The organism is Pseudomonas sp. MF6394 (genome assembly GCF_002018845.1).
Taxonomy (GTDB): domain Bacteria; phylum Pseudomonadota; class Gammaproteobacteria; order Pseudomonadales; family Pseudomonadaceae; genus Aquipseudomonas; species Aquipseudomonas lactis.
The window spans coordinates 34,387-50,535 of record NZ_MVOJ01000035.1 but is presented as its reverse complement, the minus strand read 5'-3'; the positions used below and the strand labels follow the sequence as shown (position 1 = coordinate 50,535).

General features: G+C 61.7%; 13 protein-coding genes. 10 read left to right on the top strand and 3 right to left on the bottom strand.

Going from position 1 to position 16,149, the window contains the following annotated elements; all coding sequences use genetic code 11:
- Positions 1-69: 69 nt before the first annotated feature.
- Entirely contained in the window at positions 70-1,269 is a 1,200-nt protein-coding gene (gene dapC, locus MF6394_RS27275; protein WP_078467931.1) for a succinyldiaminopimelate transaminase, read from the top strand.
- A gap of 11 nt (positions 1,270-1,280) precedes the next feature.
- Here the strand turns inward: dapC and MF6394_RS27270 are convergent, their stop codons facing one another.
- Complete coding sequence (locus MF6394_RS27270; protein ID WP_078467930.1) at positions 1,281-2,924, bottom strand: Na+/H+ antiporter; 1,644 nt, start codon at positions 2,922-2,924, stop codon at positions 1,281-1,283.
- Positions 2,925-3,112: 188 nt separating this feature from the next.
- Here MF6394_RS27270 and MF6394_RS27265 point away from each other — a divergent pair, with 188 nt between their 5' ends.
- The 4 genes from MF6394_RS27265 (at position 3,113) to MF6394_RS27250 (ending at position 6,242) form a co-directional block, all read left to right on the top strand.
- Complete coding sequence (locus MF6394_RS27265; RefSeq protein ID WP_171905475.1) at positions 3,113-3,499, top strand: ArsC family reductase; 387 nt, start codon at positions 3,113-3,115, stop codon at positions 3,497-3,499.
- Positions 3,500-3,530: 31 nt separating this feature from the next.
- The gene (dapD, locus tag MF6394_RS27260) at positions 3,531-4,565 is read left to right on the top strand and encodes a 2,3,4,5-tetrahydropyridine-2,6-dicarboxylate N-succinyltransferase (protein ID WP_078467929.1); all 1,035 of its coding nucleotides are present in this window, start codon (positions 3,531-3,533) and stop codon (positions 4,563-4,565) included.
- Positions 4,566-4,632: 67 nt separating this feature from the next.
- Positions 4,633-5,838 carry an aminotransferase class V-fold PLP-dependent enzyme gene (locus MF6394_RS27255; protein WP_078467928.1) on the top strand — a complete coding sequence of 402 codons (1,206 nt, stop codon included), beginning with the start codon at positions 4,633-4,635 and terminating at the stop codon, positions 5,836-5,838.
- Positions 5,835-6,242: a SufE family protein gene (locus MF6394_RS27250; RefSeq protein ID WP_078467927.1), complete on the top strand. Its 408-nt coding sequence runs from the start codon at positions 5,835-5,837 to the stop codon at positions 6,240-6,242. Before MF6394_RS27255 ends, MF6394_RS27250 begins: the two co-directional genes overlap by 4 nt.
- Positions 6,243-6,829: 587 nt before the next feature.
- On the opposite strand, the gene tcdA is transcribed toward MF6394_RS27250, so the two are convergent.
- Positions 6,830-7,639: a tRNA cyclic N6-threonylcarbamoyladenosine(37) synthase TcdA gene (tcdA, locus tag MF6394_RS27240; RefSeq protein WP_370874601.1), complete on the bottom strand. Its 810-nt coding sequence runs from the start codon at positions 7,637-7,639 to the stop codon at positions 6,830-6,832.
- Positions 7,640-7,856: 217 nt separating this feature from the next.
- Between tcdA and MF6394_RS27235 the strand changes: the two genes are divergently transcribed.
- The 4 genes from MF6394_RS27235 to MF6394_RS27220 all read left to right on the top strand — a co-directional run bounded on the left by MF6394_RS27235 (position 7,857) and on the right by MF6394_RS27220 (position 13,099).
- The gene (locus MF6394_RS27235) at positions 7,857-10,448 is read left to right on the top strand and encodes a glycosyltransferase (protein ID WP_044272281.1); all 2,592 of its coding nucleotides are present in this window, start codon (positions 7,857-7,859) and stop codon (positions 10,446-10,448) included.
- A gap of 258 nt (positions 10,449-10,706) precedes the next feature.
- Positions 10,707-11,858 (top strand): succinyl-diaminopimelate desuccinylase, encoded by a 1,152-nt coding sequence (gene dapE, locus MF6394_RS27230; RefSeq protein WP_032893206.1) that lies wholly within the window; start codon positions 10,707-10,709, stop codon positions 11,856-11,858.
- A complete protein-coding gene (locus MF6394_RS27225) occupies positions 11,858-12,667 on the top strand; it encodes a putative RNA methyltransferase (RefSeq protein WP_047712729.1) in 810 nt (269 codons plus the stop codon). The genes dapE and MF6394_RS27225 overlap by 1 nt, the downstream gene beginning before the upstream one ends.
- 54 nt (positions 12,668-12,721) lie before the next feature.
- The gene (locus MF6394_RS27220; protein WP_078467926.1) at positions 12,722-13,099 is read left to right on the top strand and encodes a hypothetical protein; all 378 of its coding nucleotides are present in this window, start codon (positions 12,722-12,724) and stop codon (positions 13,097-13,099) included.
- A 137-nt stretch (positions 13,100-13,236) separates the two neighbouring features.
- Here MF6394_RS27220 and MF6394_RS27215 read toward each other — a convergent pair whose 3' ends face one another.
- On the bottom strand, positions 13,237-13,446 hold the full coding sequence (locus MF6394_RS27215) for a cold-shock protein (RefSeq protein ID WP_003189131.1): 210 nt from the start codon (positions 13,444-13,446) through the stop codon (positions 13,237-13,239).
- A gap of 181 nt (positions 13,447-13,627) precedes the next feature.
- On the opposite strand from MF6394_RS27215, the gene plsB reads away from it, so the two are divergent.
- The gene (gene plsB / locus MF6394_RS27210) at positions 13,628-16,147 is read left to right on the top strand and encodes a glycerol-3-phosphate 1-O-acyltransferase PlsB (RefSeq protein WP_044272275.1); all 2,520 of its coding nucleotides are present in this window, start codon (positions 13,628-13,630) and stop codon (positions 16,145-16,147) included.
- Positions 16,148-16,149 lie beyond the last annotated feature (2 nt).

The window sequence follows — 16,149 nt, the reverse complement described above, 5'->3', positions numbered from 1 at the left end:
AACCGCAGTGATGCCATCGCAGGCAAGCCAGCTCCCACAGAGGCCATGCTCACCGTGATAGAGGCTTATATGAACAACGCCCTTAACCAGTTGCAGCCCTACCCCTTCGAGAAACTCCGCGCCCTGCTGGGCAGCGTGACGCCGAACCCGGACAAGCGCCCGATCGCCCTGTCCATCGGCGAACCCAAGCACACCTCACCGGCCTTCGTTGCCGAGGCCTTGAGCAATAACCTCGATCAAATGGCGGTGTACCCCACCACGTTGGGTATCCCGGCACTGCGCGAAGCCATCGGCGCCTGGTGCGAGCGTCGCTTCAATGTTCCCAAGGGCTGGCTGGACCCGGCGCGCAACATCCTGCCGGTCAACGGTACGCGCGAGGCGCTGTTTGCCTTCACCCAGACCGTGGTCAACCGTGGCGACGACGCGCTGGTAGTGAGCCCCAACCCGTTCTATCAGATCTACGAAGGCGCCGCGTTCCTGGCCGGGGCCAAGCCGCATTACCTGCCATGCCTGGACAGCAATGGCTTCAACCCGGACTTCGATGCTGTCTCCCCGGATATCTGGAAACGTTGCCAAATCCTGTTCCTGTGCTCCCCCGGCAACCCGACTGGCGCGCTGATCCCGGTTGACACCCTGAAAAAACTCATCGCCCTGGCCGACCAATACGATTTCGTCATCGCCGCCGACGAGTGCTACAGCGAGCTGTACTTCGACGAGCAAACCCCGCCGCCAGGCCTGCTCAGCGCCTGCGTCGAGCTGGGCCGCGAAGACTTCAAGCGTTGCGTGGTATTCCACAGCCTGTCCAAGCGCTCCAACCTGCCAGGGCTGCGCTCAGGCTTTGTGGCTGGCGATGCCGAGATCCTCAAGGCCTTTTTGCTGTACCGCACCTACCACGGCTGCGCGATGCCCGTGCAAACCCAACTGGCCAGCATCGCCGCCTGGCAGGACGAGGCCCACGTACTGGCCAACCGTGACCTGTACCGTGAAAAGTTCGACGCCGTGCTGGCGATCCTCAAGCCGGTGCTGGACGTGCAAAGCCCGGATGGCGGCTTTTACCTGTGGCCGAATGTGCAAGGCGACGACGCTGCCTTCTGCCGGGATTTGTTCGTGGAGGAGCACGTGACAGTGGTGCCGGGCTCTTACCTGTCGCGGGAAGTGGACGGCTTCAACCCTGGCGCGGGGCGTGTGCGCCTGGCGTTGGTGGCGCCGTTGGCGGAATGTGTGGAAGCGGCTGAACGGATTCGCGACTTCATCCAGCGTCGTCGTTAAGGGCTTATGGGTCACTTCATGTGACCCAAATTCGCCTCGCTCATATCCAGCTCCGCCAACACCTCCCTCAACACGTCGTCACCAATCTGGTGATGACGGCTCAAGCTGTACAACTCCAACCGCTGCGCACGCAGGGCCTTGAGCCGCAATTTGCGCTCCAATTGATCCATTTGCAGCGCCAGCGCCTGGGCTTCGGCCGAATCATTGAATACGTCCAACTGGTGACGATACTCCGCCATCAGCCGCGCCTTGAGCTCGGTGGCCAGTGCCGCTTGAGCGGCGTCCGGGGTTTCGGCTTCGGCGGGCTCCTGGGCCTCCAACGCATGGATCGCCGCTACGGCGGTCTTTTTCCAGGCCTCGCGCACTTCGTTGTGGCGTTTTTCATCCGGGCCTTTTTCAACGCCACGCAGCAGTAACGGCAGCGCGATGCAGGCCGCGACCAGCGACAGCAGGATCACCCCGGCAGCGATAAAGATCAGCAGGTCACGCTCGGGAAAATCCTGGCCCGGCGCCAGCAGCAAGGGCACCGACATGACGCCCGCCAGAGTCACCGCACCGCGCACACCGCCGACGGTCAACAACCAGCAGGAGCGGGCCGTCGGCACCAGGGTCAATGCGCTTTTGCCTCGCAGACGGCGCAGCAACCCCGACAGCCGCCAGATGCTCTGCACCCAGATAAAGCGCAATACCACCAGCACCAGGAAGATCGCCACCACATCCAGGCAGCGATACATCAAGGTGGGCCACAACGTGGCTTCATGGCTGACCACGGCCTTGATGATGTCTGGCAGTTGCAGGCCCAGCAGCAGGAAGATCAAGCCGTTGAAGGCAAACTCCAGCAACGACCACACGCTGCGGTTGAGCAGGCGTGTGCTGGTCTGGCGCGGCAGCAGGTCGAGCCAGCTTTGCATCATGCCCGCCGCCACCGCCGAGAGAATGCCGGACGCGCCCAGGCGCTCAGCCAGTACGTACGCAGCAAAAGGCAGCAACAACATGAACACCACATGAGTGGCCGGGTCATCCCAGCCGCGCGCGATCATCCAGGCGCGCAGGCGGCCGACCAGCCAGCTCAACGCCACGCCGATCGCCAGCCCGCCCACCGCCACCAGTACAAACGTCAGGCTGGCATCTGCCAGGGAAAAGACCCCGGTCAACGCCGCGGCCAGGGCGAACTTGAATGTCACCAGGCCAGACGCGTCATTCATCAAGGCCTCACCCTGGAGCATGTGCATCAGCGGCTTGGGCAAACGGTTCTGGGAAATGGCCGACACCGCCACGGCGTCCGTCGGGGATAAAACCGCCGCCAGGGCGAAGGCCACCGGCAACGGGATGGTTGGCAATAACCAATGAATGAAATAGCCGGCGCCCACCACGGTAAACAGCACCAGCCCCACCGCCAACGTCAGGATCGGGCCACGCAGGCGCCACAACTCGCGCTTGGGCATGCGCCAACCATCGGAAAACAGCAGGGGCGGCAGGAACAGAAACAGGAACAGCTCCGGGTCCAGCGCCACATGCAGCCCCAACGTGGGCCACGCCAGCAAGGCGCCGGCGGCGATCTGCACCAGGGGCAACGGCAGTGGGATGATGCGCCCGACCAGGCGCGAAAAGCTGACCAGCATCAGCAGGATAAGAACGGTGTAGGCGGTTTGCATAACGCGGGTTTCCCGAACAATCGACTCGCAACGACACATCAGGCAACAACTGGCCGTTGAAGTGCCATATTACCTGGCTATGTTACTCGCCTAGGCCGCGCACCGGCTTTTGCACAAAAGTCGCACGCTGTTGACGAGCGGCGCCGAAACCCGCCGGTCGTGGCATAATCCGCGATCTTTCATTTTTCATGCGTCCAAAGGGGGGCAATTCCTTGACTGCTTCAAGCAAAACCTTGCACCTTTTCGGCATTAAAGCCTGCGACACCATGAAAAAGGCGCGCACCTGGCTCGATGAGCACGGGGTGAGCTATGAGTTCCATGACTACAAAACGGCCGGTATCGACCGCGAACACTTGACCCAATGGTGCAACGAGCACGGTTGGCAGGTGGTTTTGAACCGTGCGGGCACCACCTTTCGCAAACTCGAAGACGAACGCAAAGCCGATCTCGATCAGTCGAAAGCCATTGAATTGATGCTCGCACAACCCTCGATGATCAAGCGCCCGGTGCTCGATCTCGGTGACAGAACCCTGATTGGCTTCAAGCCAGATAGTTATTCGGCGGCCCTCAAGTAGGCCAGCCTTCCATTTTTGTAGAGGTAACAGCATGTCCAATTCCCTGTTCAGCCTGGGCTTCGGCGTCGGCACTCAGAACCGCCAAGGTGCTTGGCTGGAAGTGTTTTACGCACAACCCTTGCTCAACCCATCGGCTGAAATCGTTGCCGCCATCGCACCGATCCTCGGGTACACCGAAGGCAACCAGGCGATCACCTTCACCGTGAGCCAGGCCCTGCAACTGGCCGACGCACTCAAAGGCGTCGATGCCGCCCAGGCCGCCCTGCTCAGCCGCCTGGCAGAAAGCCACACGCCGCTGGTCGCGACCCTGCTGGCCGAAGACGCCGCACTGACGTCCACGCCTGAGGCCTACCTCAAGCTGCACCTGCTGTCCCATCGCCTGGTCAAGCCTCACGGCCTGAGCCTGGCCGGTGTGTTCCCGCAGTTGCCGAACGTGGCCTGGACCAGCCAGGGCGCCATCGACATCAACGAGCTGGCCGAGCGCCAACTGGAAGCGCGCCTGCGTGGCGACCTGCTGGAAGTGTTCTCGGTGGACAAGTTCCCGAAAATGACCGACTACGTCGTACCGGCCGGCGTGCGTATCGCTGACGCGGCACGTATCCGCCTGGGCGCGTACGTGGGCGAAGGCACCACCGTGATGCACGAAGGTTTCGTCAACTTCAACGCCGGCACCGAAGGCCCGGGCATGATCGAAGGCCGCGTATCGGCGGGCGTATTCGTCGGCAAGGGCTCGGACCTGGGCGGCGGCTGCTCCACCATGGGCACCCTGTCGGGCGGCGGCAATATCGTGATCAAGGTGGGTGAAGACTGCCTGATCGGCGCCAACGCCGGTACCGGTATCCCATTGGGCGACCGCAACACCGTGGAGTCGGGCCTGTACATTACCGCCGGCACCAAGGTGGCCCTGCTGGACGAGCAGAACCAAGTGGTCAAGGTGGTCAAGGCGCGCGAGTTGGCTGGCCAGCCAGACCTGCTGTTCCGTCGTAACTCGGTAACCGGTGCCGTGGAGTGCAAAACCCACAAATCGGCCATCGAACTGAACGAAGCGCTGCACGCTCACAACTAAGCAGCCACTCGATGCCACTAGCGGGCCGCACCTTCGGGGCGGCTCGCTTATACGAGTCTTGATCACCATGCTTGTGCCCTCCCCCTGGCGCGCCGACTTCCCGGCCATCGCCACCCTGCAACGGCAAGACCAGACCTATCTGGACAGCGCCGCCACCACGCAAAAACCCCAAGCCCTGCTGGATGCCATCAGTCATTACTACGCCAATGGCGCAGCGAATGTGCACCGTGCCCAGCATTTGCCCGGGGCCCATGCGACCCAGGCCTTTGAAGACAGCCGCAGCAAGGTCGCGCAGTGGTTGAACGCAGGTGACAGCGGGCAGGTCGTGTTTACCCACGGCGCAACCTCTGCGCTGAACCTCCTGGCCTATGGCCTGGAGCACTTATTCAATGCGGGCGATGAGATTGCCCTCAGCGCCCTGGAACACCACGCCAACTTGCTGCCCTGGCAGCAATTGGCCAAACGGCGCGCGCTCACGCTGGTGGTCTTGCCTCTGGACGATGACGGCGTGATCGACCTGGACGCCGCCGCCAGCTTGATTGGCCCACGCACGCGCCTGCTGGCGGTGAGCCAGTTGTCCAACGTGCTCGGCGCCTGGCAGCCGCTGCAAGCCTTGCTGAAGCTGGCCCAGGCACACGGCGCCCTCACGGTGGTGGACGGCGCCCAAGGTATCGTCCATGGCCGCCATGACATGCAGGCCCTGGGCTGCGACTTCTACGTGTTTTCCAGCCACAAACTCTACGGCCCGGACGGCGTCGGTGTGCTGTATGGCCGTAATGAGGCCCTGCATCATCTGCGTCACTGGCAGTTCGGCGGTGAGATGGTGCAACAGGCCGACTACCACAGCGCCAGCTTTCGCCCCGCGCCGCTGGGTTTCGAGGCCGGCACTCCACCGATTGCCAGCGTGATAGGCCTGGGCGCGAGCCTGGATTACCTGAGTTCGCTGGATGCTTCGGCGGTGCTCGCCCACGAAGCCGCCCTGCATGACTACCTGCTGCGTGGGCTCAAGGCACGCAATGGCGTGCGCGTGCTGGGCTCGCCACAAGTGGCGCTGGTGAGTTTTGTGGTGGAGGGCGTGCACAACGCCGACCTCGCCCACCTGCTGACCGAGCAAGGCATTGCCGTGCGTGCCGGTCATCACTGCGCAATGCCGCTGTTGAAGGCGATGAATCTGTCAGGCGCAATCCGGGTGTCCCTGGCGCTCTACAACGATTCCGACGACCTGGAGCGCTTTTTTGAAGCGCTGGACCAGGCGCTGGACATGCTGCGATGAGCTTGCCGCTGGAGGCACACGCCGCACTGGAAGCGTTCCAGGCCGTAGGCAGTTGGGAACAGCGCGCGCGGATGCTGATGCACTGGGGTGAACGCTTGCCCGCCCTGGCTGATGACGAAAAGGTCGACGCCAACCTGGTGCACGGTTGCGAAAGCCTAGTGTGGCTGGTGGGGCGTTTGCAGGACGGCCATTGGCAGTTTGCTGCGAGCAGTGAGGCGCGGATGATTCGGGGGTTGGTGGCGTTGCTGCTGGCGCGGGTCAATGGGTTGTCGGCTGATGAATTGCAAGCAGTTGACCTGCCTGACTGGTTCAATCAACTGGGCTTGTCGCGCCAGCTATCGCCGTCGCGCAGTAATGGTTTGAATGCCGTACTGCAACGCATGCGAGACCTGACGCGTACATAGAAATTAATGTGGAAGCTGGCTTACCTGCGATGGCCATACATAACCGACGGTAACCACGATGCGAAGCGAGCCGCTCTTGATCTTGATCTGCTTGTGATCTCAAGCGCCCCGTCAAACCACGCTGGCCGGAATTCGACAGGGATTTGGGGGGTAAACCGGCAGGGATGCCGGTTTAGCCGCCCCGCGCCATGGATGGCGCGTGGCGGCGGCCCCCCAAATCACTGGCGGATTACGGGCACACCGAGCCTAAGCGAGGTGCCGAGTGGTGGGGCAAGAGCCTTTTGCTTACTTTTGGGCTCTTTTCAAAAGTGAGCCGCTGTCAGAGCGGAACCCTAAGTGGCCGTTACCTAAATAACGGATATGTACCCCGTCCAACTGTGTTGATTGTCAGGCCGCCTTCGCGAGCAAGCCCGCTCCCACAGTTGGATCGTGGGGTGTCAGGTAGATTGCCGTCGGCTGGCAGGGCTTCATCGCAGGCAAGCCAGCTCCCACATTTGGATCGAGGTGCGTCAGTGAGATCAGCGTCGGCTGTCAGGCCGTCACGGGAGCAAGCTCCCACAGTTTGGATCTCTGTCGGGTGGTGAGATCTAGGTGGGTTTGATGCGCTCAGAGGGACGGCGCACTCCCGCCACAATCTTGTCCACAGCCTTGGTCGCCGCCACCATGCCGAACGTGGCCGTGACCATCATCACCGCGCCAAACCCTCCCGCGCAGTCCAGCTTCACACCATCGCCGACAAAGCTCTTCTGCAAACAGATGCTGCCATCAGGCTTGGGATAGCGCAGCTGCTCGGTGGAAAACACGCACGGCACGCTGTAATGACGGGTCACGGTACGCGAGAAGCCATAATCGCGGCGCAAGGTAGAGCGCACTTTCGAGGCCAGCGGGTCATTGAAGGTGCGGTTCAGGTCGCACACCTGGATCAGCGTGGGATCAATCTGCCCGCCGGCGCCGCCAGTGGTGATGATCTGGATCTTGCGGCGCTTGCACCAGGCAATCAGCGCCGCCTTGGCGTTGACCGCGTCGATGCAGTCGATCACGCAGTCGATAGTCGGGGTGATGTACTCGGCCATGGTGTCGCGGGTGACGAAGTCTGCCACCGCATGCACGGTGCACTCAGGGTTGATACCGCGCAGGCGCTCGGCCATCACTTCGACCTTGGGCTTGCCCACGGTGCTGTCCAGGGCATGCAACTGGCGGTTGCTGTTGCTGACGCAGACATCGTCCAAGTCAAACAGCGAAATCTCGCCCACCCCACAACGGGCAATCGCTTCCGCCGCCCAGGAACCTACGCCGCCGACGCCGACAATCGCCACATGGGCCGCTTTCAAGCGCTCCAGGCCCTCAAGGCCGTACAAGCGGGCGACGCCTGCAAACCGCGGATCTTCTGTACTCATCATCATTACCCCAAAAACCGGCGCGCATTATAGGGCTACGCCGCGACAAGTTCGACGCTTGCAGCTACAAGTAAAGAACTTAAGCGGACTTTCGCAGACTAACGTCCGGCTTTTCTCTGTCTGCTGTACGCTCAGGGAAGGGCCGGTGTAGGATGCGCGCCGTTCGGCGTAGGCCGACACCTCTTTCGTTCCGCACCCTTTGGAACCCGACATAACCATGGCATCGCGTAAATTTGGACTCAACCTGGTGGTGGTGCTGGCAATTGCCGCGCTGTTCACCGGTTTCTGGGCGCTGATCAACCGCCCGGTCACCGCTCCCAACTGGCCCGATCAGATCTCCGGTTTTTCCTACTCGCCGTTCCAGCAGGGCCAGTATCCGCAGAAAGACCAGTACCCTACCGACGAACAGATGCGTCAGGACCTTGCGATCATGAGCAAGCTGACGGACAACATCCGTACCTACTCGGTGGACGGCCCCCTGGGGGATATTCCCAAGCTGGCCGAAGAGTTCGGCCTGCGCGTGACCCTGGGGATCTGGATCAGCCCGGACCAGGAACGTAACGAGCGGGAGATCCAGCGCGCTATCGAGATCGCCAACACCTCGCGCAGTGTCGTACGCGTAGTGGTGGGCAACGAAGCGTTGTTCCGTGAAGAAATCACCCCCGAAGCCCTGATCGTGCTGCTCGACCGCGTGCGCGCCGCCGTGAAAGTCCCGGTGACCACCTCCGAGCAATGGCACATCTGGGAAAAGAACCCGCAACTGGCCAAGCACGTCGACCTGATCGCCGCGCACATCCTGCCGTTCTGGGAATACATCCCGATGGACAAGGCCGGCCAGTACGTCCTCGACCGCGCCAAGGATTTGAAGAAAGCCTTCCCGAAAAAGCCCCTGCTGCTGTCGGAAGTGGGCTGGCCGAGCAACGGCCGTATGCGCGGTGGCAATGAATCGTCGCCGGCAGACCAGGCCATTTACCTGCGTACACTGGTGAACAAGCTCAACCGCCAGGGTTACAACTACTTTGTGATCGAGGCATTTGACCAGCCGTGGAAGGTCAGCGACGAAGGGTCGGCAGGTGCGTATTGGGGCGTGTTCAACGCCGCGCGCCAGCAGAAATTCAACTTTGACGGCCCGGTGGTGGCGATTCCGCAATGGCGGGTACTGGCCATCGGTTCGGTGGTGCTTGCACTGCTATCCCTGACCCTGTTGATGATCGATGGCTCGGCCCTGCGCCAGCGCGGCCGCACCTTCCTGACCTTTATTGCGTTTCTGTGCGGGTCGGTGCTGGTGTGGATCGGCTATGACTACAGCCAGCAATACAGCACTTGGTTCAGCGTGACCGTTGGCGTGTTGCTCGCGCTCGGCGCCCTGGGTGTGTTTATCGTGTTGCTGACCGAAGCCCACGAACTGGCAGAAGCGGTGTGGACCCACAAGCGCCGACGTGAATTCCTGCCCGTGGAAGGCGACTCGGACTACCGTCCAAAAGTGTCGATCCATGTGCCGTGCTACAACGAGCCACCGGAAATGGTCAAACAGACCCTCGACGCCCTGGCCGCCCTCGATTATCCGGACTACGAAGTCCTGATCATCGACAACAACACCAAGGACCCGGCGGTGTGGGAGCCGGTGCGCGACTACTGCGAAACCCTCGGCCCGCGCTTCAAGTTCTTCCACGTTGCGCCCCTGGCCGGTTTCAAGGGCGGTGCGCTGAACTACTTGATCCCGCACACCGCCAAAGATGCCGAAGTGATCGCGGTGATCGACTCGGACTACTGCGTGTCGCCCAACTGGCTCAAGCACATGGTGCCGCACTTCGCCGACCCGAAAATCGCCGTGGTGCAGTCGCCCCAGGATTACCGCGACCAGAACGAAAGCACCTTCAAGAAGCTCTGCTACGCCGAATACAAAGGCTTCTTCCATATCGGCATGGTCACCCGTAACGACCGCGACGCGATCATCCAGCACGGCACCATGACCATGACCCGCCGCTCGGTGCTTGAAGAGCTGGGCTGGGCCGACTGGTGCATCTGTGAAGACGCCGAGCTGGGCCTGCGCGTGTTCGAAAAAGGCTTGTCGGCGGCGTACTACCACGACAGCTACGGCAAGGGTTTGATGCCGGATACCTTTATCGACTTCAAGAAACAGCGTTTCCGTTGGGCCTATGGCGCGATCCAGATCATCAAGCGCCACACCGCCAGCCTGATACGTGGCAAAGACACCGAGTTGACCCGTGGCCAGCGCTACCACTTCCTCGCCGGCTGGTTGCCGTGGGTGGCCGATGGCATGAACATCTTCTTTACCGTCGGCGCCCTGTTGTGGTCCGCAGCGATGATTATCGTGCCGACCCGAGTCGACCCACCGTTGCTGATTTTCGCGATCCCGCCGTTGGCGTTGTTTGTGTTCAAAGTCGGCAAAATCATCTTCCTCTACCGTCGTGCGGTAGGCGTGAACTTGAAAGATGCGTTCTGCGCGGCGCTGGCCGGGTTGGCGTTGTCCCACACCATCGCCAAGGCGGTGTTGTACGGCTTCTTCACCAGCAGTATTCCGTTCTTTCGTACACCGAAAAACGCGGATAACCACGGCTTCTGGGTGGCGATTTCCGAAGCCCGCGAAGAGATGTTCATCATGCTGCTGCTGTGGGGTGCGGCGCTGGGGATTTACCTGGTGCAAGGCCTGCCGAGCAATGACATTCGCTTCTGGGTGGTGATGTTGCTGGTGCAGTCGCTGCCGTATGTGGCGGCGCTGATCATGGCGTTCTTGTCGTCGCTGCCCAAACCTTCGGCGGCGCCCGAGGCCGCACCGGCGGCGTAAAAAGTCACGCAATGCACTAAACGGCGGCCCTTGGCCGCCGTTTTGCTATAAGATAACGGCCGTTTGTGAGATCCAGGCAGGCACTGATTACCCCTTGTGGGAGCGGGCTTGCTCGCGAATGCGGTGGGCCAGTCAAAGGTACTGTGACTGGCCCACCGCATTCGCGAGCAAGCCCGCTCCCACATTGGATCTGTGACGTTTCAAGTTCTGTGTTCAACATTCGCCCTGCGCCCACCACACGCTTTCCGGAGTTCCCCCATGACGGCCCATGCCGACCTTTCGCCGACCCTTCAACTGGCCATCGACCTGATCCGTCGCCCATCGGTCACGCCGATCGATGCCGATTGCCAGAAGCTGATGATGCAGCGCCTGGGCGATGCCGGTTTTGCGCTTGAACCGATGCGCATTGAAGACGTGGATAACTTCTGGGCCACCCACGGCAAGCACGAAGGCCCGGTGCTGTGCTTTGCCGGTCATACCGACGTGGTGCCGACCGGTCCGGTACAGGCCTGGCAGAACGACCCGTTCGACGCGTTGATCGATGACAACGGCATGCTCTGTGGCCGTGGCGCGGCGGACATGAAAGGCAGCCTGGCGGCGATGCTGGTGGCGGCGGAACGTTTCGTCAGCGACTACCCAGACCACAAGGGTTCGGTCGCCTTCCTGATCACCAGCGACGAAGAAGGCCCGGCGCACCATGGCACCAAGGCCGTGATCGAACGCCTGGCCGCACGCAAGGAGCGCCTGGACTGGTGCATCGTCGGCGAACCGTCGAGCACCAGCCTGGTGGGCGACGTGGTCAAGAACGGCCGCCGTGGCTCCCTCGGCGCCACCTTGACCGTGCGCGGTGTACAGGGCCACGTGGCTTACCCGCACCTGGCGAAGAACCCGATCCACCTGGCCGCACCGGCCCTGGCCGAACTTGCCGCCGAACATTGGGATGACGGCAACACCTTCTTCCCGCCGACCAGCTTTCAGATTTCCAACCTCAACTCCGGTACCGGCGCCACCAACGTGATCCCCGGCGACCTGACGGCGGTGTTCAACTTCCGTTTTTCCACCGAGTCCACCGTCGAGGGCCTGCAACAACGGGTCGCGGCCATTCTCGACAAGCATGGCCTGGACTGGCATGTGGAATGGGCGCTGTCGGGCCTGCCGTTCCTCACCGAGCCAGGCGCTCTGCTGGATGCGGTGTCGGCCAGCATTCTGGCGATCACCGGGCGCGAGACCAAGGCGTCCACCAGCGGCGGCACCTCCGATGGGCGGTTCATTGCGACGCTGGGCACCCAGGTGGTCGAACTGGGCCCGGTCAACGCGACGATCCATCAGGTCAACGAACGCATCCTGGCCAGCGACCTCGATGTGCTGACCGAAATCTACTACCAGACCCTGATCAAGTTGCTCGCCTGATGCTTGCCTGCCCCATTTGCAGCGCGCCGCTCAATACCGTGGACAATGGCGTGGCGTGCCCGACCGGGCACCGCTTCGACCGCGCACGCCAGGGTTACCTGAACCTGTTGCCGGTGCAGCACAAGAACAGCCGCGACCCGGGCGACAACCTGGCTATGGTCGAGGCGCGTCGCGACTTCCTCAACGCCGGGCACTATGCGCCAGTGGCCAAGCGCCTGGCCGAACTGGCCGCCGAGCGCGCACCACAGCGCTGGGTGGACATTGGCTGTGGCGAGGGTTACTACACCGCGCAAATCGCCCAGGCCCTGCCCGATGCCGATGGCTATGCGCTGGATATCTCCAAGGAAGCGGTCAAGCGCGCATGCAAACGCAACCCGGCGCTGACCTGGTTGATCGCCAGCATGGCCCGGGTGCCATTGGCCGACGCCAGCTGCCAGTTCCTCGCCAGTGTGTTCAGCCCGCTGGACTGGCAGGAAGCCAAGCGCCTGCTCAGCCCCGGCGGCGGCTTGATGAAAGTCGGCCCCACCAGCGGCCACTTGATGGAACTGCGCGAGCGCCTGTACGACGAAGTGCGCGAGTACACCGACGACAAACACCTGGCCCTGGTGCCGGATGGCATGAGCCTGGCGCACACTGAGACCCTGGCATTCACCCTGAGCCTGGCCGAGCCCAAGGATCGCGCCAACCTGCTGGCGATGACGCCCCACGGCTGGCGGGCCAGTGCCGAGCGCCGCCACGAGGTGATTGAGGCGGCTGAGCCGCTGCAGGTCACGGTGTCGATGCGCTACGATTATTTCGTGCTTCAATGACCGACTTTCACCCATCCGCGAATGGATTTTCGAATCCCGCAACGAGGAACATCCATGCGCCAACCTGATATTGAAATTTACCTGAAGGACGCCGACGTCGATCACAAGGCCATCGCCGCCTGGCTGGGCGCCGCCCTGGGCTCGTGCACCGACTGGGTCCAGAAAGGCCAGACCTACAAGTGCAAGGCCGGCAACGTGCCGGTTACCTGGCTGCCCAAGGCGGTGGGCAAATGGAACAGCCTGTTCCTGGAAAGCGACCAGACCCCGTGGGACGACGACATCGCCTGCGCCCGCGCCGCGTTTGCCGCGCTGAATGTCGAAGTGCGCTGCGCACCGGGCACCTGGGTTGAGGAAGAGGGTGAAGAAAGCGCTGATCGCTGGATCCGCATCAGCGCAGATGGTGAAGAAGAGATCACTTGGAAAACTACCTGACAGCGGATCGCTAACCCACTCAATGTGGGAGCTGGCTTGCCTGCGATAGCATCACTGTGGTCTGACTGATAGACCAAGGTGTCTGCATCGCAGGCAAGCCAGCTCCCACAGTTGATTGGGTTAGCAAAACAAAGGGGTTACAGGCCCACCACATCCTCAGCCTGCAAGCCCTTCTCGCCGGTCACCACGGCGTATTCCACCTGCTGGCCTTCGGCCAACGAGCGGTGGCCTTCACCGCGAATGGCGCGGTAGTGCACAAACACATCCTTGCCATCTTCACGCTGGATAAAGCCGTAGCCCTTTGCATCGTTGAACCATTTCACATTGCCGGTTTCACGCGTTGTCATCTGTTCACTCCCACTGGTTTTTTTATTGTTGAGTCGCTCGCATTGAACTGCCGAGTATAAGACAGGCTCAAAAACCATCAACTCAACTTTACATCGCTGCTTTTTTGCCGATTTTCGGCGAATACGGCACACTACCCGCCCGAGCGCCTGCTCGGTTTTTTCCACTTGAAGCAGTTCGCCTATGACCCGCTCCCCGTTCCGCCGTCTGGTGTTTGGCACCTTGCGCCGACTGTTGTACCTCTGGGTTCGCTCGGAGACGATCAACCAGTCGTCCCTCACCCTTAACCTGGACCGCAGCCGGCCGGTTTTCTACGTCCTGCAATCACCTTCCCTCACCGAGTTGGCGGTGGTCGATGCCGAGTGCACCAAGGCCGGCCTGCCGCGCCCGGTGCTGCCGGTGTCGGTAGGGCCGTTGATGGAGCCCGCGGCGTTCTTCTATCTCACACCGGATCCGGATTGGCTCGGGCGCCAAGACAAGCGTGGCGCGCCGCCCACCTTGACGCGCCTGGTCAACACCCTCACCGAACACGCCGAAGAGAATGCACAAATCATTCCGGTCAGCGTGTTCTGGGGCCAATCCCCCGAAAGCGAGTCCAGCCCGTGGAAGCTGTTATTCGCCGACAGCTGGGCAGTCACCGGGCGTCTACGCCGGTTGTTGAGCATCCTGATCCTGGGGCGCAAGACCCGCGTGCAATTCTCCGCGCCTATCAACCTGCGTGAATTGATCGAGCACAATAAAGGCCACGAACGCACCGTACGCATGGCCCAGCGCATCCTGCGTGTGCACTTTCGTAACCTTAAGACAGCCGTGATCGGCCCCGACCTGTCCCACCGGCGTAATCTGGTCAAGGGCCTGGTCAATATGCCGCTGGTACGCCAGGCCATTGCGGATGAAGCCGAACGCGAAAAGATCGCCCCGGAAAAAGCCAAGGCCCTGGCCCTGCGCTATGGCAACGAGATTGCCTCGGACTACACCTACACCGCGATCCGCTTCCTGGAAGTGGTATTGAGCTGGTTCTGGAACAAGATCTACGACGGCATCAAGGTCAATAACATCGAAGGCGTGCAAAAGGTGGCCCAGGGCTACGAGGTGATCTACGTGCCTTGCCACCGCAGCCATATCGACTACCTGCTGTTGTCCTACCTGCTGTTCAAGAACGGCCTGACCCCGCCGCACATCGCCGCCGGCATCAACCTCAACATGCCTGTGATCGGCAGCCTGCTGCGCCGTGGTGGTGCGTTTTTCATGCGCCGTACCTTCAAGGGCAACCCGTTGTACACCTCGGTGTTCAACGAATACCTGCACACCCTGTTTACCAAGGGTTTCCCGGTGGAGTACTTCGTCGAAGGCGGGCGCTCGCGCACCGGGCGCATGCTGCAACCGAAAACCGGCATGCTGGCGATCACCTTGCGCAGCTTCCTGCGTTCCTCGCGCATGCCCATCGTGTTCGTGCCGGTGTATATCGGCTATGAGCGCGTGCTCGAAGGCCGCACTTACCTGGGCGAACTGCGTGGCGCGAGCAAGAAGAAAGAGTCGATCTTCGATATTTTCAAAGTGGTCGGCGCGCTCAAGCAGCGCTTCGGCCAAGTGGCAGTCAACTTCGGCGAGCCGATCAAGCTGGCAGAATTCCTCGACGCCGAACAACCGGACTGGCGCGCCCAGGAACTGGGGCCGAACTACAAACCGGCTTGGCTCAACGAAACCACCAATCGCCTCGGCGAACAGGTGGCGCGTCATTTGAACGAAGCCGCTGCGGTGAACCCGGTGAACCTGGTGGCGCTGGCACTGCTGTCCACCACCCGCCTGGCCCTGGATGAACAGGCCATGGCCCGCCAGCTGGACCTGTACCTGGCGCTGTTGCGTCGTGTGCCCTACTCGCCCCATACCACTTTGCCGGAGGGCGATGGCCTGGCGCTGATCAAGCACGTCAAGGACATGAACCTGTTGTCGGAGCAGAGCGACGCCCTGGGCAAAATCGTTTATCTGGATGAGCAGAATGCCGTCCTGATGACCTACTACCGCAACAATGTGCTGCACATCTTCGCCCTGCCGGCCTTGCTGGCGAGCTTCTTCCAGAGCAGTTCGCGCATGACCCGCGAACAGATCCTGCGCTACACCCACGCGCTCTACCCGTACCTGCAATCGGAGCTGTTTATCCGTTGGTCGCTGGAAGACCTGGACAGCGTGGTCGACCAGTGGCTGGACGCCTTCGTCGAACAAGGCCTGCTGCGCTTCGAAAACGCCGTGTACCTGCGCCCGGCGCCGAGTTCGCGGCACTTTGTGCTGCTGACGTTGCTGTCCAAGAGCATCGCCCAGACCCTGCAACGCTTCTACATGGCGATCTCGTTGCTGCTCAACAGCGGCCAGAACAGCATCAGCGCCGAGGAGCTGGAAGACCTGTGCACGATCATGGCCCAGCGCCTGTCGATCCTGCACGGCCTCAACGCTCCGGAGTTCTTCGACAAGAGTCTTTTCCGACATTTTATTCAGACGTTGCTGGAGCAAGATGTGCTGCGCCGCGATGAAGCCGGCAAGCTGGGTTATCACGACCTGCTCGGCGAACTGGCCGAAGGCGCGGCCAAACGTGTGCTGCCGGCGGATATTCGCCTGTCGATCCGCCAGGTCGCCTTGCACCGTGTGGACGGTGCAGCCGAGGCCGCCGCCGAACCGGTTGCCGTCACCCCTGAAGAAAACCGCTAGAT